This window comes from Bacillus cereus group sp. BcHK124, assembly GCF_027712065.1.
In the GTDB taxonomy this organism is placed as follows: Bacteria; Bacillota; Bacilli; order Bacillales; family Bacillaceae_G; genus Bacillus_A; species Bacillus_A pacificus.
Genome location: NZ_JAQFPJ010000001.1, coordinates 539349 through 561349 on the forward strand (window position 1 = coordinate 539349; position 22001 = coordinate 561349).

The window sequence follows — 22001 nt, forward strand, 5'->3', positions numbered from 1 at the left end:
ATTTTGGTTAGAAATTCTTATAAATGTACATACATTCGTTTTTTTCTAGGAAACACCTCTTTTTATCTGAAAATAATGACAAATATATAAGGAAGTTGTAAACTGAAGAAGTATTCATTTTTGAACCGGAAAGAGACAGGGGGGCTAAGCATGACGGCGATTCACCGAATGGAGATTCCTGTGCCATTTGCAGTTGAAACTGTGAATGTGTTTTTAGTTGAGGGGGAGACATTAACATTAATTGATACAGGGACGAATACAGAAGAGGCAAGAAATGCGTTAGAAAGTCAGTTATGTACATTAGGATATACGATAGAAGATATTAAAACAGTAGTTATTACGCATCATCATGCGGATCATTGTGGGCTTTTAAATATATTTTCTGAGAAGACGAACATTATTGGACACCCTTGGAATGAGCCGTGGATCACGCAAAATCCAGAATTTTTAAAGCGATATCATGAGTTTTTTAGAGAGACGGCTTTACAATTTGGTGTTCCAGCAGCATTTTTGAAAGACGAGGCGTTATTGACGACAAGGACACTGAAATATTCTTGTAATAGATCGCTAACGCATACTGTGAGAGAGGGAGATCGTATTGATTCAATGCCTGGTTTTACAGTAATTGAAACACCGGGTCATGCTTCCACTCATATTTCATTATATAGAGAATCTGATGGAATACTAATTGGAGGGGATGCTCTCATTAGTCATATTTCTTCGAATCCAATATTAGAACCACCATATGAAGGACAAACAGAAAGGGCGCGCCCGTTATTACAATATAATCAAACGTTAAAGCGTTTAAGTGAAATGAATATTTCACGCATTTTATCAGGACATGGAGAAGATGTTCTAAATGTGAAACAACTTATTGAAACGAGATTACAAAAGCAAGAAACACGTGCATTTAAAGTGCTTGAGTTATTAAAGGAAAAACCAATGACAGCATTTGAAGTATGTGTAAAACTATTTCCGGTATTGTATAAGGAACAATTGCCACTTACTATTTCAGAAACGGTTGGACAATTAGACTTTTTAGCATATAATCAACAAGTGATGATTGATGAATCGTCGCAACAATTGATTTATTATGCAAAGTAGGTGACAGCAATGACGGGACGTTTACAAAATAAAGTAATCGTCATTACAGGTGCTTCTAGTGGAATTGGAGAGCAAGTTGCAATGCAAGTTGCAGAGCAGGGGGCGACTCCAGTATTAATAGCTAGAACAGAAGAGAAATTAAAAGCGCTAGCAGACAAAATTAAAGAAACTTATAATACGCCTTGCTATTATTATGTATTAGATGTAAGTGAAGAGACGGAAGTACAATCTGTTTTTTCAAAAGTATTACAAGAGGTAGGATGTATTGATATATTAGTAAACAATGCAGGATTTGGTATTTTTAAAACGTTTGAAGATGCGTCAATGGATGAAGTGAAAGATATGTTCCAAGTAAATGTATTTGGATTAGTAGCTTGTACGAAAGCGGTACTACCTTATATGGTGAAAAGAAACGAAGGACATATTATTAATGTTGCTTCACTTGCTGGGAAAATTGCAACTCCGAAATCGAGTGCGTATGCAGCGACGAAACATGCAGTACTAGGCTTTACGAATAGTTTACGCATGGAGTTATCTAGTACAAATATTTTCGTAACAGCGATTAATCCAGGTCCGATAGATACAAACTTTTTTGAAATAGCTGATCAATCCGGTACATATGTGAAAAATATGGGACGATACATGTTAAAACCAACATATGTAGCAGAGCAAATTGTAAAAGCGATGCAAACGAAAAAGCGTGAAGTAAACTTACCGAAATGGATGGGCATTGGTCCAAAACTGTATGCTTTATTCCCAGGTTTATTTGAGCGCGTAGCAGGCAAATCATTAAGTAAAAAATAGGAGATTTCCATATGGAAATCTCCTATTTTTTTATCCCGCTTTAATGGGCAGTAAGACCCCCACCTCAAAATTCAGCGAAAGCAAAGAAGTTAGGTGGGGGATCAACTGCCCATAAAAGTCCGATTGGTGAGGGCTGATAATCAGTGGGGGATGAAGAAAACCCCCACTGATTAAAGTTTCACTTTATTTTCCAGTCACATAATCGTAAACGATATCCTCAACTGCCTCGTATACATCAATTTCAGTATTTGAATGAATAATCGTTTGAATATGTTTAATAAGCATTTCCTGATCCTCATTTGACATAGGATTACATTGATATTGCTGAAAACTTTTTATAATCATTTTCTCAATTAATTTTTCATTCATGTTTTCCCCGCCTGTATGTACGTATGTATTGTTTTATTGTACTTGAAGTGAACTAAAAAAACTACTATGCACTATTTGTGTATAAAAATTCTGTTGTGTATATTGTTTTTCTAGTAAAATTAAGTTTTTTAAGTTTATGAAATTTATAAATATTTAATTGACTCTATAAATATACAATATTATAATCATACTTAATTTAAAGAATCGATATGAGGAGGAGCATATGAAAGTCGCGATTATTGGAGCAACTGGGTATGGAGGTATTGAGTTAATTCGGTTATTAGAACAACATCCATATTTTTCGATAGCATCTCTCCATTCTTTTTCACAAGTTGGCGAGTGTATAACAAATGTATATCCGCATTTTCAAAATGTTCTTGTTCATACGTTACAAGAAATTGATGCGGAGGAAATAGTGAAAGAAGCAGAAATTGTATTTTTGGCAACCCCGGCAGGAGTATCAGCAGAGTTAACTCCAAAATTATTAGCAGTAGGTTTAAAAGTAATTGACCTATCTGGAGACTTTCGTATGAAAGATCCTTTCATATATGAACAGTGGTACAAAAGGGCAGCTGCAAAAGAAGAAATTCTTAGTAAAGCTGTATATGGGCTAAGTGAATGGAAAAGGTCCGAGGTTCAAAATGCAAATTTAATTGCAAATCCGGGATGTTTTGCTACAGCTGCATTATTAGCGACATTGCCATTAGTTCGTAGCGGCATAATTGAAGAAGATTCGATTATTATTGATGCGAAATCAGGAGTATCTGGAGCAGGAAAAACGCCAACAACGATGACTCACTTTCCTGAGTTATACGATAACTTGCGTATTTATAAAGTAAATGAGCATCAACACGTTCCTGAGATTGAGCAAATGCTCGCGGAATGGAATAGAGAAACGAAGCCAATCACGTTTAGTACACATTTAATACCGATATCACGTGGGATTATGGTTACACTATATGCGAAAGTAAAGCGAGAAATGGAAATAGAACAACTTCAAAAATTATATGAAGAAACGTATGAACAATCGGCTTTTGTTCGAATTCGTATGCAAGGAGAGTTTCCAAGTCCGAAAGAAGTGAGGGGCTCAAATTATTGTGATATGGGGATAGCTTACGATGAAAGAACAGGAAGAGTGACAGTCGTTTCTGTTATAGACAATATGATGAAAGGTGCGGCTGGGCAAGCAATTCAAAATGCAAACATAATAGCGGGACTAGAAGAAACAACAGGTTTACAACATATGCCGCTTTATCTATAAGGGGGGACATGATGATTAAAGTAGCGTCTATTACAAAAGTAGAAAATGGTTCGATTGTAACTCCAAAAGGTTTCTCGGCCATTGGCAATGCAATTGGTTTGAAAAAAGAGAAAAAGGATTTAGGGGCAATCGTTTGTGATACACCAGCATCATGTGCCGTTGTTTATACAACAAATCAAATACAAGCAGCTCCCTTGCAAGTAACGAAGGATAGTATAGCGACTGAGGGGAAATTACAAGCTATTATCGTTAATAGTGGAAATGCAAATGCTTGTACAGGAATGAAAGGATTACAAGATGCTTACGAGATGCGTGCATTAGGAGCAGAACATTTTGGATTGAAAGAAAATTATGTTGCAGTAGCTTCAACAGGTGTAATTGGTGTTCCGCTGCCGATGGATATAATCCGAAATGGGATTGCTACTCTTATCCCAGCGAAGGAAGAAAGGGAAGCTCATTCTTTTTCTGAAGCGATCTTAACGACGGATCTTATAACGAAAGAAACTTGCTATGAAATGGTGATTGATGGGAAGAAGGTGCTGATTGCTGGTGTTGCGAAAGGTTCAGGGATGATTCATCCAAATATGGCAACGATGCTAAGTTTTATTACGACAGACGCTCATATAGAGCATGACGTATTACAAACAGCATTATCACAAATCACGAATCATACATTCAATCAAATTACGGTAGATGGAGATACTTCTACGAATGATATGGTCATCGTTATGGCAAGTGGATTATCAGAAACGAAACCAATCAATATGGAACATGCAGATTGGGAAACTTTCGTATTTGCTTTACAGAAGGTATGTGAAGATTTAGCGAAAAAAATCGCACAAGATGGTGAGGGCGCTACGAAGTTAATAGAAGTAAATGTGTTAGGAGCTCGAACGAATGAAGAGGCAAAGAAAATTGCAAAGCAAATAGTCGGTTCGAGTCTTGTGAAAACAGCAATACATGGTGAAGATCCAAACTGGGGGCGAATTATTAGTAGCATTGGACAAAGTGAAGTCGCGATTAACCCAAATACAATTGATATTACTCTTCAATCTATTGCAGTGCTGAAAAATAGTGAACCTCAAATGTTTTCTGAAGAGGAAATGGAAATGAGGTTACAAGAACATGAAATTATGATTGATGTGTATTTACATTTAGGAGAAGAGACCGGATCAGCTTGGGGCTGTGACTTAAGCTATGAATATGTGAAAATAAACGCTTGTTATCGTACATAAGGAGAGGGAAGATGAGCGATTATATTGTAGTGAAATGCGGCGGTAGTATGTTGGATCAATTACATGATGTGTTTTTTGATTGTATAAAGAAATTGCAACAGAAGTATAAAGTAGTGATTGTCCATGGCGGTGGCCCAGAAATTGATGCCAAATTAAAAGATTGTAACATCAACGTAGAAAAAAAAGATGGATTACGGGTAACACCAAAAGAAGTTATGGATATTGTTCAAATGGTGCTATGCGGAAGTACGAATAAAAAACTTGTAATGAATTTACAAAAGCATAATTTACGTGCGGTAGGTTGCTCAGGGTGTGATGGCAAGTTACTTCAAGTTCAACCTGTCAGTGAGGAGATAGGATATGTGGGAGAAGTAAGTTATGTCGAAACGGCCTTACTAAAAGGATTAATAAATATGAATTATATTCCTGTTATTGCTCCGGTCGGCATAAATGATAATGAGATTTATAACATAAATGCGGATACCGCCGCAGCTGGAATTGCGGCTGCATTATCTGCAAAAGAGCTCATTTTTATTACAGATGTAGATGGGGTATTACATGAAGGAAAGTTACTAAAGAAAACGGATGAATTTGAAATTGTGAATTTAATAGAAAAAGGAGTTATTACCGGTGGGATGATTCCGAAAGTACAGGCAGCACTAGCATCATTAAAAATGGGAGTGCAAAAGGTTAGTATCGTAAATGGGACGAAGGATTTTACCGAGGTTACAGGTGAGTGTATCGGAACGACGGTAACGAGGGGTGTGAGTATTGCATGACAAGTCATCTTTTTCAAACGTATGGAAGAAGAAAGAGTGAGTTTGTAAAGGGAAAAGGAACGAAAGTTATTGATCATAACGGTAAGCAATATTTAGATTTTACATCGGGAATTGGCGTATGTAATTTAGGGCATTGTCACCCTACTGTTATGAAAGCTGTACAAGAGCAACTGCATGAAATATGGCATATATCTAACCTGTTTACAAACAGCTTACAAGAAGAAGTCGCGTCATTATTAACAGAAAACATAGCATTAGATTATGTGTTCTTCTGTAATAGCGGGGCAGAGGCGAATGAAGCAGCTTTGAAGTTAGCCCGTAAGCATACTGGAAAATCTCTCGTCGTAACATGCAAGCAGTCTTTTCACGGTAGAACATTCGGAACGATGAGTGCGACGGGGCAAAATAAAGTGAAAGAAGGATTTGGTCCGCTCCTTCCATCTTTTTTACATACGCCTTTTAACGATATAAAGGCATTAGAGGAAGTAATGAATGAAGAAGTTGCGGCAGTAATGATAGAAGTTGTTCAAGGAGAGGGAGGAGTCATACTTGCTGATCTATCTTTTTTGAAAGCGATTGAAGCATTATGTAAGAAGTTCGGGTCCTTATTTATTATAGACGAAGTCCAAACAGGGATCGGAAGAACAGGGACATTATTTGCTTACGAACAAATGGGAATAAAACCTGATATCGTTACCGTCGCAAAGGCACTTGGAAACGGGATTCCTGTCGGAGCAATGATTGGTAGGAAAGAACTTGGAACATCGTTTACTGCAGGATCACATGGTTCAACGTTTGGCGGGAATTATATTGCAATGGCTGCGGCGAAAGAAGTATTGCAAATAACTAAGAAACCATCGTTTTTAAAAGAAGTAAAGGAAAAGGGCGAGTACGTATTACAGAAGTTGCAAGAGGAATTACAACATGTCGAATGTATTCAAAATATACGTGGTAAGGGGCTTATGGTTGGAATTGAATGTACGCATGAAGTTGCAAGTTTTATAGAACAACTAGAAAAAGAGGGACTTCTCGTATTACAAGCAGGGCCTAATGTTATAAGACTATTACCACCACTTATTGTGACGAATGAAGAATTAGAACAGGCAGTATATATGATAAAAAAAGTAGTTTGTACAAAAAACGTATCAATTATATAAAGGGGGAAGTTTCATGTCAACTGTACAAGTACCGAAATTAAATACGAAAGATCTTTTAACACTAGAAGAATTAACGAAAGAAGAAATTATTTCTTTAATTGAGTTCGCAATATATTTAAAAAAGAATAAGCAAGAGCCTTTACTGCAAGGCAAAATATTAGGTCTTATCTTTGATAAGCATTCAACTCGTACTCGTGTATCTTTTGAAGCAGGAATGGTACAGCTCGGGGGACATGGTATGTTTTTAAGTGGAAAAGAGATGCAAATGGGAAGAGGAGAAACCGTTCCAGATACTGCGAAAGTATTATCGCAGTATATTGACGGGATTATGATACGTACATTCTCACATGCGGATGTAGAAGAGCTTGCGAAAGAATCGAGCATACCTGTAATTAACGGTTTAACGGACGATCATCATCCTTGTCAAGCATTGGCAGACTTAATGACAATATACGAAGAAAAAAATACATTTAAAGGAATAAAATTGGCTTACGTCGGTGACGGAAATAATGTATGTCATTCATTGTTGTTAGCGAGTGCAAAAGTCGGAATGCATATGACTGTTGCAACGCCTATAGGATATGAACCGAATGAGAAGATTGTAAAAAAAGCGTTAGCGATTGCTGAAGAAACAGGAGCGAAAATTGAAATTTTACATAATCCTGAATTAGCGGTGAGTGAAGCAGATTTCATTTATACTGACGTTTGGATGAGCATGGGGCAAGAGGGAGAAGAAGAGAAATATACTTTATTTCAACCATACCAAATTAATAAAGAACTTGTTAAGCATGCGAAGCAAACGTATCGTTTCTTACACTGTTTACCTGCCCATCGTGAAGAAGAAGTAACAGGCGAAATTATAGATGGACCAAAATCTATCGTATTTGAGCAAGCCGGTAATCGATTGCATGCGCAAAAAGCATTATTAGTAAGTTTATTTAAAAATGTAGAAGAGCTTTCCTAAAGGATGTACACCTTCAGTTGTTAGATGTAAATAACTGGAGGTGTGCTTTTTTATATTGAAATGTCGTATGTATATTTGGTTAACCATCTTTATATCATTTATAATAAAAAGAGTAAACTAAATTTGTTTTTCATATCATGTAAGGACATACTAGATAAAAAAATATAGTTAAAGAGATGATGAATTTGAAAACAACTAAGAAAACATATTCGTTTTTTCAGCGGATGTGGAGAATATTAAAGTTTCAATATTATAAGTTGCTTCGATCACCAGAAGGAGCGAAGAAAGTATCGTTAGGTTTTGCGATTGGTTTTGGTTTAGAGATGTTGGTTATATATACAGCATCGCTCGTCTATTTAATATTTTATCCAATCGTCAGGTTAGCAAAGGGATCTTTTCCTGCTGCGGTTATTGGCAATATTATTGGAAAAATATCGTTTCTCCCAGTAGTTTTATTTCCGCTTGCGTATGCGCTAGGGAAAATGATTTATCCATTTCATGTACAAAAAATACATCATGAACCCTTTACGATATCGGACTTGTTTTCAAGTCACATTTTTACGATATTAAAGAGCTTATTACAGAGTGAAGTGTATGTATTAATTGGAATGACGATTTTAGGGGTTGTGTTTGGTGTAGTTTCATATTTCGTGGTGCATTATTTATATGAAAAGAACCGTAAGTTACGTTTAAAGAACAGAAAGAAAAGAGTGAGAGAACCACTCATGCAAATATAAAGAGTGTAACACTCATTTTCTCCTTTGAATATGTTTAAGAAAAAGGAGGAGAGAATGAATGTATTATTATTACGTACCTCAAGTATATCCATATGTAAATTATTATCCGGTTTATGATACGAGTAGGCAATACGAATTATATCGACAACAACAATTACCGCAAATACCATCGCAACAACCTACGCAAGATCAAAAACCATATTTAACGACATGGCCATATTCAAATGTATATTATGGTAATTATTACGAATCATAAAGCTGCTTCTATTTAGAAGCAGCTTTATGCGTTTGTTTTCAAAATTAAATTTTGAATGGTTTGAAGAGAGTGAATGAGCTTTTCACGTTCTTCCTCAGATAACGTTTGAAAATTTTCTTTTAATTTGTCTAAAATGAATTGCTGATACTGATTTACTAACAATTTCCCTTCAGCTGTTAGGGAAATTAAAATGACCCGTCGATCTTTTTCGCTATAATGACGCTCTATTAGTTCTTCTTGAATCAGTTTGTTTAATAGAGGTGTCATGTTAGGCCGTGAAATCGCTAGCCGCTTGCCGATTTCGGAAACTGCTAATGTGCCATTTTCATGCAGAAGCAGTAATACTTGTGTATGTGATGGCGGCATATGTCTTTGAGAAGAAAATTCTCCAGGAAGCATAAATTTGCGATAAAAAAGAGGCACTAGCGAAAGAAGATGATCAACAATACGTTCCCACTCGCGTGATTCCATATAAAGGCCCCCTTCCACTCTCATTGTAACAAAAAAGACATGTTATAAAAATAGAATTGTTTCATGGGAATTTTAATATTTGTAGGCCAACACTTTTTTTGTAAAGGAATCGGCAATAATCGTATAGCCTTTATCATTTGGGTGTACTTGGTCAAAGAGCAATTCTTTTTTATCATTCGATATTAATTTACGAATTGGCAAAACGATAGATGGTTGATTCGCTTTTGCAATGGAATAAACGGATTCATTCCAGCCATCTAAAAACATATCTGCATAACTTGCGATGGAGTCATCGAGTTGTAACGGGTTATAAAGTTCAGAAAGAATGAGTAAAGCATCCGGATTTTGATCTCGGACTGTCTTTACAATATTTTTTACATCCGCTTCAAAATGAGCTTTTTCTTTATTTAACATTTTAATACCGTCTATAACACCGACATCACGATTTAAGCGAAACAAATTATTTCCCCCAATGTTAATTGTAATAATATTGGCTGCTCTAATTTTTTGCTTTACATCTTCTGAGTCAACCTTTTTAGCGAGACGATCGGTTGTAAGACCGTTTATCCCAAGGTTTTCTACAGTAATTGGTTTATGAATTTGTGCTTCTATTTGTTTAGAGGCTAATTCAGCAAATCCACCTTGTGTCGATCCATATCCTTTGGCGAGCGAATCACCTAGTACGAGATGATAGAAGGAATCGTTTGTTTGCTTATCAATCCAACTTGGAGTAGATGTTTTTTCTGTTTTTTCTTCGGGTTCATTTTGTTTTGTCTCATCGTTCTTTTCAAAATAAGAATAAGAAATGATTAGAAGGAGGAGACAAACAATTGTTAAGATGACTTTTTTCATAAATTCATCCTCCTTGTAATTGGTAATTGTATCATATTCAGCAGTATTAACAATGTAAGGGCATATTATATGTTTATGAAAAGTTTACAATAACTTTACAGAAAATTTGTAGAAGTATGTCAAAAAATATTGACGATATGAAAGTACATTATATATGATAATGTCAGATAAGGTGAAATTTTAATTAGTAGGGCTTTATTTCCCGATGAGTAAAATCTCACCAATCGAGCGTTTAAGAGGACTACTCATTAGCGCAGGATGAAATGAAAATCTTATCTCCAATAGAAGAAAAAAGGTATGTAATTAGAGACGGATTCATTTCATTATTTTTGGTAATTGTATAAGGGGGATTTTTTGTGAAAAAGTCAAAAAAAATGCTAGCTGGAGCAACTCTTGCTATTGGTGTTATAGCGCCGCAAGTATTGCCAGCAACAGCTCATGCGGATGAGCAAACTGGGGAGAGTACGGTTAACTTACGAATTCTAGAAACATCAGATATTCACGTTAACTTAATGAATTACGATTATTATCAAACGAAAACCGATAATAAAGTAGGTCTCGTGCAAACTGCAACACTTGTGAATAAAGCGCGTGAAGAAGCGAAGAACTCTGTCCTGTTTGATGATGGGGATGCATTACAAGGGACACCGCTTGGAGATTATGTAGCGAATAAAATAAATGATCCGAAGAAGCCTGTGGATCCTAGTTATACGCACCCATTATATCGTTTAATGAATTTAATGAAGTATGACGTCATCTCTCTTGGGAATCATGAATTTAACTACGGTTTAGATTATTTAAACAAAGTAATTAGTAAAACAGAATTCCCGGTTATTAACTCGAACGTCTATAAAGATGATAAAGATAATAATGAAGAGAATGATCAAAATTACTTTAAACCATATCATGTTTTTGAAAAAGAAGTAGAAGATGAATCAGGTCAAAAACAAAAAGTGAAAATTGGCGTAATGGGATTTGTTCCACCTCAAGTTATGAACTGGGATAAAGCAAATCTAGAAGGAAAAGTGAAAGCAAAAGATATAGTTGAAACAGCGAAAAAAATGGTGCCAAAAATGAAAGCAGAAGGTGCCGATGTTATCGTTGCACTAGCGCATTCAGGTGTTGATAAGAGTGGATACAACGTTGGCATGGAAAACGCATCGTATTATTTAACAGAAGTTCCTGGTGTAGATGCGGTATTAATGGGACATTCACATACTGAAGTGAAGGACGTATTTAATGGTGTTCCAGTTGTAATGCCTGGTGTCTTTGGAAGTAACTTAGGTATTATAGATATGCAATTGAAAAAAGTAAATGGAAAATGGGAAGTACAAAAAGAGCAATCGAAGCCGCAACTTCGTCCGATTGCTGATAGTAAAGGAAACCCACTCGTACAATCTGATCAACATTTAGTTAATGAAATTAAAGATGATCACCAAGCGACAATTGATTATGTGAATACTGCTGTAGGAAAAACGACAGCGCCAATTAATAGTTATTTCTCATTAGTACAAGATGATCCTTCTGTACAACTTGTGACAAATGCACAAAAATGGTATGTAGAAAAGTTATTTGCTGAAAATGGGCAGTACAGCAAATATAAAGGAATTCCAGTTTTATCTGCAGGAGCACCATTTAAAGCAGGTGGCCGAAACGGTGCTACATATTATACCGATATTCCAGCTGGAACGTTAGCAATTAAAAACGTGGCAGATTTATATGTATATCCAAATACGTTATATGCTGTAAAAGTAAATGGGGCACAAGTAAAAGAATGGCTTGAAATGTCTGCAGGTCAGTTTAATCAAATTGATCCAAAGAAAACAGAAGAACAGCCGTTAGTAAATATAGGTTATCCTACATATAACTTCGATATTTTAGATGGCTTAAAATACGAAATTGATGTAACACAACCGGCGAAATACGATAAAGATGGAAAAGTTGTAAATGCAAATACGAATCGTATTGTAAATATGACATATGAAGGGAAGCCAGTAGCTGACAATCAAGAATTCATCGTCGCTACAAATAACTATCGCGGAAGCAGCCAAACGTTCCCAGGTGTAAGCAAAGGGGAGGTTGTATACCAATCACAAGATGAAACGCGTCAAATCATTGTGAAGTATATGCAAGAAACGCCAGTTATTGATCCAGCAGCAGATAAAAATTGGACGTTTAAACCGATTGTTGCCGATAAATTACATACAACATTCGATTCTTCACCAAATGCACAAAAGTATATAAAGAAAGATGGAAAAATATCATATGTTGGACCATCTGAAAATGAATTTGCTAAATATGCAATTGATATAACGAAGAAGAACGATGATGATAAAGAAACTGGTGGAGAGAATCCAACAACACCGCCAACAGGTGAAGGAAATAATGGAGAAAATCCAACGACACCACCAACAAGTGAAGGAAATAATGGAGAAAATCCAACAACACCACCAACAGGTGAAGGAAATAATGGAGAAAATCCAACGACACCACCAACAGATGAAGGTAATAATACAGGATCTGGACAAACTACAACGGATAATCAAAACGCAAAAGAAACAACAACTGTAAGTGAAAAGAAAGAAGAACGTGATTTACCGAAAACAGGTACAAGTGTTGTTTCTACAATTGGAGCAGGTTTGGCGTTTGTTGGAGCAGGATTCCTTCTGTTATTTAGAAGAAAGAAAGCAAATAGATAGTGGAGAAATATAAAAAGGATTACCGATTCAGGTAATCCTTTTTAATATATTATGAAAGTGTTACAGCTTTTTCCTTCTTCCATGAAAGGCCAAATCCAGTAAAGCCGACGATGATTGTTACAACTGGACAAGCTAAGCAGAAGATTGCGAATGGAACGTAATCAAAAGTTGGAACGCCAAGGACGTTCGATAAGAACACGCCACTTACTCCCCATGGTACGAGCGGGTTAATAACTGTACCTGCATCTTCTAATACACGTGATAAATTACGACGTTCTAAACCGACTTCATCATATTTATTAGCGAATGCTTGTCCTGTTAAAACGATAGATAAGTACTGCTCACCAAGTAAGAAGTTCACACCGATTGCAGTTGAAGCAGTAGAAATAATTAAGCGTGTGCTAGTTTTTACGAAGCTAGAGATGATATTCATTAGCTGCGTAATAATACCCATTCCTTGTAATAATCCTCCCATACAAAGAGCTAGGAAAATAAGAGCGATTGACATCATCATACTTTGCAGGCCACCGCGAGATAATAAGCTATCAATATCTTTCATACCAGTTTTAGAAACGTAACCGTCTTGCATAATTTTCATTAAATCAGTTAAAGAAGTACTAGGTTTAAATATAAAGAGGATAATGATCCCTACTATAATTCCAGCAAGTAATGTTGGAACTGCTGGAACTTTTTTAAATGCGAATAGGAACAGTAATAAAATAGGAATAAGTGTAACGATAGAAATCGTTGCATTTTTCTCTAATGTGCTAATGAAGTTTGTGAAGTCAACGTCTCCACTAGTACCGCTTCCTAAAATGAAAAATGCGATAAAAGCAATAATGAAAGCTGGAACTGTTGTCCAAAGCATGTTACGAATATGCTCAAATAAATCTACACCCGTTACAGCTGGCGCTAAATTTGTTGTATCAGATAAAGGAGACATTTTATCTCCAAAGAATGCACCAGAAATAATTGCACCAGCGATTAGGGCAGGATCGTATCCGAGAGCACTACCCATGCCCATAAAGGCAAGTCCTACAGTTGCGGCAGTTGTAAAGGCACTACCGATACTTGTTCCAACAATTGCACAAACTACAAAAACAGTTGGAATGAAAATTTTTGGGGATACAAGCTGGAAGCCGTATACCATTAAAGTTGGAATTGTTCCAGCAGCGATCCAAACACTAATTAATACGCCTACAAGTAAGAATATAAAAATAGATGGAATACCAGCTGAAATACTACTTATCATTCCTTTTTCCATCGTAGACCAATCAATTTTTTTCATAAATCCAAATGCTAATAAAAAAACGATACCAAATAAAATTGGGATGTGTGGTGAAACTTCTAATTGAATAACACTAAAGCCAATGCAGAAAAAGATAAATACTGTTAAAAGAACAGATTCAATTTTTGAAACCATTGTTTTCCCCTCCTAAGTAATCTAAAATAGCTCTTTTTTATATAAAATTCGCCAATATTGTTTATTTCCTTCTAAATTTTAGAATTTTGTGACAAATTACCGGTAATTGTTGTTTCTTTAATATGATACGGAAATGAATGGATAAAAAAACGTCCCTGCATATAATTATGCAGGGACGAAGAAATCGCGGTACCACCCTAGCTTGTGAAATGAATGTATCACAAAATAAAGGGTCGTATGATATGCGCTAATAAAATAAAAACGCCCCTGCAACATATGCAGGGACGAAAAGTTCGCGGTACCACCCTAAATTGTGAAACAGTGTCGTTTCACCACTCTTTAGATATAACGGTCTATAACCGTCTTTCACTACTCCTTACGTTTCGTAAAAGAAGCTCCAGGGGGTAATTCATAATTCGCTCTGTACTGGTTCGCACCGACCACCAGCTCTCTGAAAGCAGAAATCGAAATACTACTAAATCCTATCAATGCCGATTCATATGATGTTAGTTAAATTTTTATCATATATTCGTCTCACATGTCAATAAAAATATTCAATGATTTTTTAGGGAAATAAAGGAGAACGATTTTAATCCTATGAAATTGTGCGTTATAATGAATTTGAAAGGGGAGGAAAGAGTGAAGAAAAAAATAATTCTTTTTACCACTTTACTAGTCATTGGCGGAAGTGCTGGCATTTACACAGCTTTTGCAGCTGAATCAGAGCAGGCGAAGCAAAAGCAAATACAGCAGTTAGAAGTGAAGAAAGCGAAAGAAGCTGAAGAGAAGAAGTCGATGGAAAAAGCAGCTGATAAACTAGGGATTTCTACGGAAGGAAAAACAAAAGAAGAGGTTGCGAAAGAAGTAAATAAGGCTAGATTTGAGCAGCATCATGATTTATTAATTGAGCATGCGAAGCAACTTGGAATTGATACAGAAGGAAAAAAGGATGAAGAGATTATTTTAGAAATCGGAAAGATACAACATGGAAAGTAGAGCAACTTATCGTATGATAGGTTGTTCTTTTTTAAGAACTACTTGATTTAAAAATAATTGACAGTCATTTAGATTTAATGTTAACTATATTTATAAACTAGTTAACATTAGGGGTGACAATTGTGACTTTTAGTAAGAGTACGACTGACAAACCATCATATACATATGAAGAGTTATCGGAGAAAAATAAAGCCTATGTATGGCATCCATTTACACAAATGAAGGATTATTTAGAAGAAGATCCTGTCATTATTGAACGGGGAGAGGGAAGAAAACTATACGATGTAAATGGAAATGAATATTGGGACGGTGTTTCGTCTATTTGGTTAAATGTTCATGGACATCAAGTGCCAGAACTAGATGAGGCAATTCGTGAGCAATTAAATAAAATTTCCCATTCTACTATGTTAGGGCTTGCTAACGTTCCATCTATTTTATTAGCCGAAAAAATAATTGAAGTTGTACCAGAAGGTTTGAAGAAAGTGTTTTATTCAGACTCCGGTTCTAGCGCTGTTGAAATTGCAATTAAGATGGCCTTTCAATATTGGCAGCATAAAGGAAAACCGAAGAAACAAAGATTTGTTACATTAAAAGAAGCGTATCATGGTGACACAATTGGAGCTGTTTCAGTGGGAGCAATAGACTTGTTTCACCAAGTGTATAGTTCGCTTTTATTTGAAGCAATTAAAATGCCTTATCCATATACATATCGTTCTCCTTATGGAAATGATAAGGCCGAAATTGTAAAAAAACATTTAGAAGAAATGGAAGAGCTGCTGAAAGATAAACATGAAGAGATTGCAGCGATTATTGTAGAACCTTTAATGCAAGGTGCTGGCGGTATGATTACAATGCCAAAAGGATACTTAAAAGGGCTACGTAATTTATGTACAAAATATAATGTTCTATTTATTACAGACGAGGTAGCGACTGGATTTGGGCGTACTGGAAAAATGTTTGCATGTGAACATGAAAATGTAACACCGGATATTTTGACAGCCGGAAAAGGTTTAACAGGCGGATATTTACCAGTTGCAATTACTGTAACGACAGATGAAATTTATAATGCCTTTTTAGGAGGCTATGAAGAACAAAAAACATTTTTCCACGGACATAGTTATACAGGGAATCCGTTAGGGTGTGCGGTAGCAATTGCAAATCTAGAACTATACGAGAAAACAAATTTAATAGAAGAGGTGGCACGTAAAACAGAATATGTGGCGACGCAATTAGAAGACCTCTTTGCATATAAACATGTAGGGGACATTCGTCAATGCGGGTTAATGGTTGGAATTGAACTTGTGAAGAATAAGGAAACGAAAGAAGCGTTTGAATGGACAGAGAGAGTCGGTGTTCAAGTATGTAAACGTTCAAGAGAGCTGGGTATGATTTTGCGCCCGCTCGGTAATACGATTGTATTTATGCCTCCTCTTGCTTCTACAATTGATGAGATTGACGATATGTTACGTATTTTATATCAAGCAATCTCGGATGTTACGGAGGGAGAATAATGAGCGGTTTTTTTATAACAGCAACGGATACAGAAGTGGGAAAAACTGTAGTTGCAGGTGCATTAGCAGGTGTATTTAGAGAATTAGGATATAACGTAGGGGTATATAAACCATTGCAAAGTGGACATGTTGCATCAAATCCAGAGGGAGATGCAGCAAGGCTAAAAGCATTATCAGGTGTACCGACAAAAGAAGAGGAAATTTGCCCTTACTCTATTGAAGAGCCGCTTGCCCCGAGACTTGCCATGAAAAGAGCTGGAAGGACAGTAACGTTAAAAGACATTATTCATCACTATAATGAACGATTGAAAGATTTTAATAGTCTACTTGTAGAAGGAGCAGGTGGATTAGCTGTTCCATATACAGAGGACGCTTTAGTAATTGATTTCGCAAAAGAATTACAACTTCCACTTATTGTAGTAGCACGCCCTACATTAGGAACAGTAAATCATACAGTTTTAACGATCGCTTATGCAAAGGCATATGGTTTAACAGTAGCAGGTGTCATTTTATCTGGCTGCAAAGAATGCGAAATGGAAAGAGTGCAAGAAAATAAAGAAATGATTGAAGAGCTAAGTGGGGTACCGGTTTTAGGTTTATTACCATTCTTTGCAGGTGAGTTTACAAAAGAAGAAGTCTTGGAATCTGCTAAAGAATATATAATGATTTCAAAATTAGAGGAGCTTATCCGAAATGAATCAAACGTGGCGCACACATCTTCAATCTAAATTGCAACAATTACATGAGCGAGGGCAGTATCGTAATTTGCATGTAACAGAACAAGCCGAAGAGACATGGCTTATTCGAGATGAGAAAAGGATGCTAAATTTAGCGTCAAATAATTATTTAGGGTTAGCTGGAGATGAAAGGTTAAAAGAAGCTGCTATCGCATGTACAAGAAAATATGGGACTGGGGCGACAGCATCAAGGCTCGTGGTAGGAAACTATTCACTGTATGAAGAGGTTGAGAGAAGTATATGCGATTGGAAAGGTACTGAAAAAGCCTTAGTTGTGAATAGTGGATATACCGCAAATATTGGAGTGATCTCTTCATTAGTGAGTCGTCACGATATTGTGTTTAGTGACAAATTAAATCACGCAAGCATTGTTGATGGAATTATATTAAGTGGGGCAGAGCATAAAAGGTATCGTCATAATGATTTGGATCATTTAGAGAAGTTATTGAAAACAGTGTCACCTGAAAAGCGGAAATTAATCGTAACAGATACGGTTTTTAGTATGGATGGTGATACTGCGTATGTAAGGGAGTTAGTGCAGCTGAAAGAGAAATATGGGGCAATTATTATAGTGGATGAAGCGCATGCGAGTGGAATATATGGAATTGATGGAGCAGGGTTGTCCCATATAGAAAAAGATCTTTCTCAAAAAATTGATATACATATGGGGACGTTTAGTAAGGCTTTAGGGTGTTATGGTGCGTATTTGACAGGTGATGCAATTTATATAGAGTATTTACAAAACATGATGAGAAGCTTTATTTTTACTACAGCTTTACCACCAAGTACGTTAGGAGCAGTACAAAAAGCAATTGAAATTGTGAAAGAAGATAATGAAAGAAGAGAGAGACTTATAGAGAATGGGGCATATTTCAGAAACCATTTACGAGAAGCTGGTTTTGATATTGGAAATAGCTCAACTCATATTGTACCGATTGTAGTCGGTTCAAATGAAACAGCTTTACGGTTTAGTAAAAGGTTGCAACAGGTAGGGATTGCTGCAATTGCAATTCGTCCACCAACGGTTCCAGTTAATAGTTCACGAGTCCGTTTTGCAGTTACGTCCCAACATACAATAGCTGATTTGCAATGGGCTATTCACCATATTATACGTATTGGTAAAGAAGAGGGGTTTTTCGTATGAAAGAGCTAAAGATTATTTTTATTCCTGGGTGGGGAATGGAAGAAGGTGTTTGGACTTTAGTTCTTTCGTATTTTAAAGAATATTCTGTTCAATGTATCAATTGGCGTAATGTGAAAGAACAAAGTGAGTTTGCAGGTCGAGTAATAGATGTAGCAAAGGATGAAAATGTCATTTTAGTTGGATGGTCATTAGGGGCGTTAGCAGCAGTTCAAGCACATAAAAAGATTCAGACAAAAGGTATTGTACTAATTGGTGGTACTGCCAAATTTACAAATTCGAGCGACTATATGAGTGGATGGAATGCTTTACATGTAGAGCGGCTGAAAAAGAATGTGGCGAGAAAGAAAGAAGATACGCTCAAGCGGTTTTATGAAAATATGTTTACAAAAGATGAACTGAAAGAGAATACGAGTTTTGAAGAGATTGCGCTGAATTTTAAAGGAGACTCGATTCAGTCATTACAATTAGGCTTAGATTATTTAATAGAAACAGATATGAGAAACGAATTAATAGATGTCAAAGTCCCGCTGTTACTTCTTCATGGAGAACAGGATGTGATATGTCCATTATCTGCAGCTCATAGTATGACAGAGAATGCGAATGCTAAGTTAAAAGTAGTAAGTGAGGCTGGACATGCATTATGCGTAACGAATTTCGAATATTGCGCAAATGAAATCATTCAATTTGTAGAGGGGATACGACATGATCAACAAAACGTTACTACAAAAACGATTTAACGTGGCAGCTGTATCCTACGATCAATATGCAAATGTACAAAAAAAGATGGCGCATTCATTACTTTCTACATTGAATCGGCGATATAGTGCAAATTCATCGATACGTATTTTAGAACTTGGATGCGGGACAGGATATGTTACAGAGCAATTATCAAACTTATTTCCGAAAGCACAAATTACAGCTATTGATTTTGCCGAAAGTATGATTGCAGTTGCGAGAACTAGACAAAATGTAAACAATGTAACATTTTATTGTGAGGATATCGAAAGATTACGACTAGAAGAAACGTATGATGTCATTATTTCAAATGCCACATTTCAATGGCTAAATGATTTAAAACAAGTGATAAGAAATTTATTTCGTCATTTATCTATAGAGGGGACATTACTCTTTTCAACATTTGGACAGGAAACATTTCAAGAATTGCATGCTTCGTTCCAGCGGGCGAAAGAAGAAAAAAATATACAAAATGAAACATCGATTGGGCAACGTTTTTATTCGAAAAATCAGTTGCGCCATATATGTGAGATAGAAACAGGGGATGTACATGTTTCTGAAACGTGTTACATAGAGAGATTTACAGAAGTTAGGGAGTTTCTACATTCTATTCGTAAAGTAGGAGCGACCAATAGTAATGAAGAATCATATTGTCAAAGTCCCTCACTCTTTCGTGCGATGCTTCGCATATACGAAAGAGACTTCACGGGAAATGAAGGGATAATGGCAACGTATCATGCTTTATTTGTGCATATAACAAAAGAGGGGAAGAGATGAAATGAAACAAGTACAAACAAAAAGGGATTGGAAAAAACTTGCATACGACGTCGTAGAAGAGAAAGTGATTACGAAAGAAGATGCAATAGCGATATTAGAGGCTGACGATACAGAGATTTTAGAAATTATGAATGCTGCGTATATCATTCGCCACCATCACTTTGGTAAAAAAGTAAAATTAAATATGATTATTAATACGAAGTCTGGATTATGCCCTGAAGATTGCGGATATTGTTCACAGTCTATTATTTCAGAAGCACCGATTGATAAATATGCATGGCTAACGCAGGAAAAGATTGTAGAAGGAGCACACGAAGCAATTCGCCGTAAAGCGGGTACGTATTGTATTGTGGCATCTGGTCGTCGTCCGACTGATAAAGAGGTAAATCACGTAATTGGAGCAGTTAAAGAGATTCGTGAAACGACAGATTTAAAGATTTGTTGTTGTTTAGGTTTCTTAAACGAAGATCAAGCAGGACGTTTAGCGGAAGCGGGTGTACACCGTTATAACCACAACTTAAATACACATGCGAATAATTACGAAAGTATTTGCTCCACTCATACGTATGACGATCGTGTTGATACAGTTCAAAAAGCGAAACAAGCGGGTATTTCACCATGTTCAGGAGCGATCTTTGGAATGGGGGAGACAATAGAAGAGCGTGCTGAAATTGCATTCGAATTACAACGTATAGATGCCGATTCCATTCCATGTAATTTCCTTGTTGCTGTGAAGGGTACACCGCTTGAAGGACAAAAGGAGTTAACACCAGTAGAATGTTTAAAAGTGCTGGCGATGATGCGGTTTGTAAACCCAACGAAGGAAATTCGCATTTCAGGAGGGCGTGAAATTAATTTACGTTCTGTACAGCCAATCGGTTTATTTGCAGCAAACTCTATTTTTGTTGGGGACTACTTAACGACAGCTGGACAAGAACCGACTGCAGACTGGGGTATGATTGAAGATTTAGGATTTGAGATTGAGGAATGTGCATTATAAGATAGAAAAAAGCAAACTTATAAAAGAGTTTGCTTTTTTTGTAAATAAAATGTAATAAATAATTGTGAACGCTTGATACTATTGGCTTTTGAGCGAAAAAAAGAATTTTGGTGGACGAATTTTCCAAGCCCCAATTGTACATAGTAAATATGTAATTTATATTGGGTTGGAGGATTTTACATGCACAAATATATATTAGCGATTATGACTTGTCTCATTTTACTAAAAGCGATAAGCGCTGATCCAGTTAAGGCCGCCGAAAATCCTGAACAAAAAGAGATGCAACAACGAATTGAACAACATTTTCGAACGAAAGCTGAACATTTTGGATTGAAAACAGAAGGGAAAGATTTAAAGGAAGTACGAAAAGAAATTACTATTATAGAAGAAGCGAAGAAAAGAGAGAATGTATGGAAAACAGCACAGACGCTTCGTATACAAACAGAAGGAAAGACAATGGATGAATTAATAAAAGATGTACGGAGAAAAGTGAAGAAATAAAAAAAGAGGCCGCAGCCTCTTTTTTTATGCCCATTGTTTTGATAAGTGAGCCATTTCAATTGCAGCGACGGCGGATTCATAGCCTTTATTACCAGCTTTCGTGCCCGCGCGTTCAATCGCTTGCTCGATCGTTTCAGTCGTCAATACACCGAAAATAACGGGGATGTCTGTTTGTAGTGATAAAGATGCAACACCTTTTGCTACTTCATTACAAACGTAATCGTAATGTGTTGTAGCACCACGAATGACAGTGCCTAACGTAATAACAGCATCATATTTCCCGCTATTCGCCATCTTTTTAGCGATTAAAGGAATTTCAAATGCACCAGGAACCCAAGCAACATCGATATCAGCTTCTTCTACACCGTGACGCTTTAATCCGTCTAAAGCGCCGCCAAGTAATTTACTTGTAATAAATTCATTAAAACGTCCAACAACAACCCCAACTTTTAATCCTGTACCAACTAAATGACCTTCGAATACCATAAT

The 22001-nt window shown here is 36.3% G+C and carries 23 protein-coding genes and 1 other annotated feature; of the genes, 18 read left to right on the top strand and 5 right to left on the bottom strand.

The window, feature by feature from the left end; all coding sequences use genetic code 11:
• Positions 1 to 150: 150 nt before the first annotated feature.
• Both PDK19_RS02975 and PDK19_RS02980 read left to right on the top strand, forming a co-directional pair.
• A complete protein-coding gene (locus PDK19_RS02975; protein WP_049112518.1) occupies positions 151 to 1104 on the top strand; it encodes an MBL fold metallo-hydrolase in 954 nt (317 codons plus the stop codon).
• Positions 1105 to 1113: 9 nt separating this feature from the next.
• Positions 1114 to 1908, top strand: a complete 795-nt coding sequence (locus tag PDK19_RS02980) for an SDR family oxidoreductase (protein ID WP_049112521.1) — start codon at positions 1114 to 1116, stop codon at positions 1906 to 1908.
• Between the two features lie 183 nt (positions 1909 to 2091).
• On the opposite strand, the gene PDK19_RS02985 is transcribed toward PDK19_RS02980, so the two are convergent.
• Positions 2092 to 2277, bottom strand: coding sequence for a YqzH family protein (locus PDK19_RS02985; RefSeq protein WP_001003210.1), 186 nt, complete (start codon positions 2275 to 2277; stop codon positions 2092 to 2094).
• A gap of 223 nt (positions 2278 to 2500) precedes the next feature.
• Between PDK19_RS02985 and argC the strand changes: the two genes are divergently transcribed.
• The 7 genes from argC to PDK19_RS03020 all read left to right on the top strand — a co-directional run bounded on the left by argC (position 2501) and on the right by PDK19_RS03020 (position 8666).
• The gene (gene argC / locus PDK19_RS02990; protein WP_000861216.1) at positions 2501 to 3538 is read left to right on the top strand and encodes an N-acetyl-gamma-glutamyl-phosphate reductase; all 1038 of its coding nucleotides are present in this window, start codon (positions 2501 to 2503) and stop codon (positions 3536 to 3538) included.
• A gap of 11 nt (positions 3539 to 3549) precedes the next feature.
• Complete coding sequence (gene argJ, locus PDK19_RS02995; RefSeq protein ID WP_270706566.1) at positions 3550 to 4773, top strand: bifunctional glutamate N-acetyltransferase/amino-acid acetyltransferase ArgJ; 1224 nt, start codon at positions 3550 to 3552, stop codon at positions 4771 to 4773.
• Between the two features lie 11 nt (positions 4774 to 4784).
• The gene (argB, locus tag PDK19_RS03000) at positions 4785 to 5552 is read left to right on the top strand and encodes an acetylglutamate kinase (protein WP_001286774.1); all 768 of its coding nucleotides are present in this window, start codon (positions 4785 to 4787) and stop codon (positions 5550 to 5552) included.
• Positions 5549 to 6709: an acetylornithine transaminase gene (gene argD / locus PDK19_RS03005; RefSeq protein WP_000200519.1), complete on the top strand. Its 1161-nt coding sequence runs from the start codon at positions 5549 to 5551 to the stop codon at positions 6707 to 6709. Before argB ends, argD begins: the two co-directional genes overlap by 4 nt.
• Positions 6710 to 6722: 13 nt before the next feature.
• Positions 6723 to 7673, top strand: a complete 951-nt coding sequence (gene argF / locus PDK19_RS03010) for an ornithine carbamoyltransferase (RefSeq protein WP_000108855.1) — start codon at positions 6723 to 6725, stop codon at positions 7671 to 7673.
• 176 nt (positions 7674 to 7849) lie between these two features.
• Entirely contained in the window at positions 7850 to 8410 is a 561-nt protein-coding gene (locus tag PDK19_RS03015) for a DUF2062 domain-containing protein (RefSeq protein ID WP_014893525.1), read from the top strand.
• A 58-nt stretch (positions 8411 to 8468) separates the two neighbouring features.
• On the top strand, positions 8469 to 8666 hold the full coding sequence (locus tag PDK19_RS03020; protein WP_000291952.1) for a hypothetical protein: 198 nt from the start codon (positions 8469 to 8471) through the stop codon (positions 8664 to 8666).
• Positions 8667 to 8690: 24 nt separating this feature from the next.
• Here the strand turns inward: PDK19_RS03020 and PDK19_RS03025 are convergent, their stop codons facing one another.
• Positions 8691 to 9137, bottom strand: coding sequence for a MarR family winged helix-turn-helix transcriptional regulator (locus PDK19_RS03025; RefSeq protein WP_000445817.1), 447 nt, complete (start codon positions 9135 to 9137; stop codon positions 8691 to 8693).
• A 72-nt stretch (positions 9138 to 9209) separates the two neighbouring features.
• A complete protein-coding gene (locus PDK19_RS03030; RefSeq protein WP_000755835.1) occupies positions 9210 to 9989 on the bottom strand; it encodes a GDSL-type esterase/lipase family protein in 780 nt (259 codons plus the stop codon).
• A gap of 356 nt (positions 9990 to 10345) precedes the next feature.
• Between PDK19_RS03030 and cpdB the strand changes: the two genes are divergently transcribed.
• The gene (gene cpdB, locus PDK19_RS03035) at positions 10346 to 12688 is read left to right on the top strand and encodes a bifunctional 2',3'-cyclic-nucleotide 2'-phosphodiesterase/3'-nucleotidase (protein WP_000748611.1); all 2343 of its coding nucleotides are present in this window, start codon (positions 10346 to 10348) and stop codon (positions 12686 to 12688) included.
• Between the two features lie 49 nt (positions 12689 to 12737).
• On the opposite strand, the gene nhaC is transcribed toward cpdB, so the two are convergent.
• A complete protein-coding gene (gene nhaC / locus PDK19_RS03040; RefSeq protein ID WP_000253749.1) occupies positions 12738 to 14111 on the bottom strand; it encodes a Na+/H+ antiporter NhaC in 1374 nt (457 codons plus the stop codon).
• A gap of 277 nt (positions 14112 to 14388) precedes the next feature.
• Positions 14389 to 14609, bottom strand: a binding site (T-box leader).
• Between the two features lie 141 nt (positions 14610 to 14750).
• Between nhaC and PDK19_RS03045 the strand changes: the two genes are divergently transcribed.
• The 8 genes from PDK19_RS03045 to PDK19_RS03080 all read left to right on the top strand — a co-directional run bounded on the left by PDK19_RS03045 (position 14751) and on the right by PDK19_RS03080 (position 21512).
• Positions 14751 to 15107, top strand: coding sequence for a hypothetical protein (locus tag PDK19_RS03045; protein ID WP_270706572.1), 357 nt, complete (start codon positions 14751 to 14753; stop codon positions 15105 to 15107).
• Between the two features lie 122 nt (positions 15108 to 15229).
• Positions 15230 to 16618 carry an adenosylmethionine--8-amino-7-oxononanoate transaminase gene (bioA, locus tag PDK19_RS03050; RefSeq protein ID WP_000144317.1) on the top strand — a complete coding sequence of 463 codons (1389 nt, stop codon included), beginning with the start codon at positions 15230 to 15232 and terminating at the stop codon, positions 16616 to 16618.
• Complete coding sequence (gene bioD, locus PDK19_RS03055) at positions 16618 to 17346, top strand: ATP-dependent dethiobiotin synthetase BioD (protein ID WP_049113765.1); 729 nt, start codon at positions 16618 to 16620, stop codon at positions 17344 to 17346. Before bioA ends, bioD begins: the two co-directional genes overlap by 1 nt.
• Positions 17312 to 18499, top strand: a complete 1188-nt coding sequence (bioF, locus tag PDK19_RS03060; protein WP_074567424.1) for an 8-amino-7-oxononanoate synthase — start codon at positions 17312 to 17314, stop codon at positions 18497 to 18499. The genes bioD and bioF overlap by 35 nt, the downstream gene beginning before the upstream one ends.
• Positions 18496 to 19236 carry an alpha/beta fold hydrolase gene (locus PDK19_RS03065; RefSeq protein WP_049113761.1) on the top strand — a complete coding sequence of 247 codons (741 nt, stop codon included), beginning with the start codon at positions 18496 to 18498 and terminating at the stop codon, positions 19234 to 19236. Before bioF ends, PDK19_RS03065 begins: the two co-directional genes overlap by 4 nt.
• Positions 19202 to 20011 (top strand): malonyl-ACP O-methyltransferase BioC, encoded by an 810-nt coding sequence (gene bioC, locus PDK19_RS03070; RefSeq protein WP_074567422.1) that lies wholly within the window; start codon positions 19202 to 19204, stop codon positions 20009 to 20011. The genes PDK19_RS03065 and bioC overlap by 35 nt, the downstream gene beginning before the upstream one ends.
• A 1-nt stretch (position 20012) precedes the next feature.
• Positions 20013 to 21011, top strand: a complete 999-nt coding sequence (gene bioB / locus PDK19_RS03075; RefSeq protein ID WP_000815866.1) for a biotin synthase — start codon at positions 20013 to 20015, stop codon at positions 21009 to 21011.
• A gap of 180 nt (positions 21012 to 21191) precedes the next feature.
• On the top strand, positions 21192 to 21512 hold the full coding sequence (locus PDK19_RS03080; RefSeq protein ID WP_000549777.1) for a hypothetical protein: 321 nt from the start codon (positions 21192 to 21194) through the stop codon (positions 21510 to 21512).
• A gap of 24 nt (positions 21513 to 21536) precedes the next feature.
• Here PDK19_RS03080 and ribH read toward each other — a convergent pair whose 3' ends face one another.
• Positions 21537 to 21998, bottom strand: coding sequence for a 6,7-dimethyl-8-ribityllumazine synthase (gene ribH / locus PDK19_RS03085; RefSeq protein ID WP_000230889.1), 462 nt, complete (start codon positions 21996 to 21998; stop codon positions 21537 to 21539).
• Positions 21999 to 22001 lie beyond the last annotated feature (3 nt).

Coding starts and splice junctions, on each gene's coding strand:
- nhaC (WP_000253749.1), bottom strand. CDS start 14,111: ATGGTTTCAAAAATTGAATCTGTTCTTTTAACAGTATTTATCTTTTTC.
- bioD (WP_049113765.1), top strand. CDS start 16,618: ATGAGCGGTTTTTTTATAACAGCAACGGATACAGAAGTGGGAAAAACT.
- PDK19_RS02975 (WP_049112518.1), top strand. CDS start 151: ATGACGGCGATTCACCGAATGGAGATTCCTGTGCCATTTGCAGTTGAA.
- ribH (WP_000230889.1), bottom strand. CDS start 21,998: ATGGTATTCGAAGGTCATTTAGTTGGTACAGGATTAAAAGTTGGGGTT.
- bioC (WP_074567422.1), top strand. CDS start 19,202: ATGATCAACAAAACGTTACTACAAAAACGATTTAACGTGGCAGCTGTA.
- argC (WP_000861216.1), top strand. CDS start 2,501: ATGAAAGTCGCGATTATTGGAGCAACTGGGTATGGAGGTATTGAGTTA.
- PDK19_RS03080 (WP_000549777.1), top strand. CDS start 21,192: ATGCACAAATATATATTAGCGATTATGACTTGTCTCATTTTACTAAAA.
- argD (WP_000200519.1), top strand. CDS start 5,549: ATGACAAGTCATCTTTTTCAAACGTATGGAAGAAGAAAGAGTGAGTTT.
- argJ (WP_270706566.1), top strand. CDS start 3,550: ATGATTAAAGTAGCGTCTATTACAAAAGTAGAAAATGGTTCGATTGTA.
- PDK19_RS02980 (WP_049112521.1), top strand. CDS start 1,114: ATGACGGGACGTTTACAAAATAAAGTAATCGTCATTACAGGTGCTTCT.
- argF (WP_000108855.1), top strand. CDS start 6,723: ATGTCAACTGTACAAGTACCGAAATTAAATACGAAAGATCTTTTAACA.
- PDK19_RS03020 (WP_000291952.1), top strand. CDS start 8,469: ATGTATTATTATTACGTACCTCAAGTATATCCATATGTAAATTATTAT.
- PDK19_RS03030 (WP_000755835.1), bottom strand. CDS start 9,989: ATGAAAAAAGTCATCTTAACAATTGTTTGTCTCCTCCTTCTAATCATT.
- bioF (WP_074567424.1), top strand. CDS start 17,312: ATGAATCAAACGTGGCGCACACATCTTCAATCTAAATTGCAACAATTA.
- argB (WP_001286774.1), top strand. CDS start 4,785: ATGAGCGATTATATTGTAGTGAAATGCGGCGGTAGTATGTTGGATCAA.
- bioB (WP_000815866.1), top strand. CDS start 20,013: ATGAAACAAGTACAAACAAAAAGGGATTGGAAAAAACTTGCATACGAC.
- PDK19_RS02985 (WP_001003210.1), bottom strand. CDS start 2,277: ATGAATGAAAAATTAATTGAGAAAATGATTATAAAAAGTTTTCAGCAA.
- PDK19_RS03015 (WP_014893525.1), top strand. CDS start 7,850: ATGATGAATTTGAAAACAACTAAGAAAACATATTCGTTTTTTCAGCGG.
- PDK19_RS03065 (WP_049113761.1), top strand. CDS start 18,496: ATGAAAGAGCTAAAGATTATTTTTATTCCTGGGTGGGGAATGGAAGAA.
- PDK19_RS03025 (WP_000445817.1), bottom strand. CDS start 9,137: ATGGAATCACGCGAGTGGGAACGTATTGTTGATCATCTTCTTTCGCTA.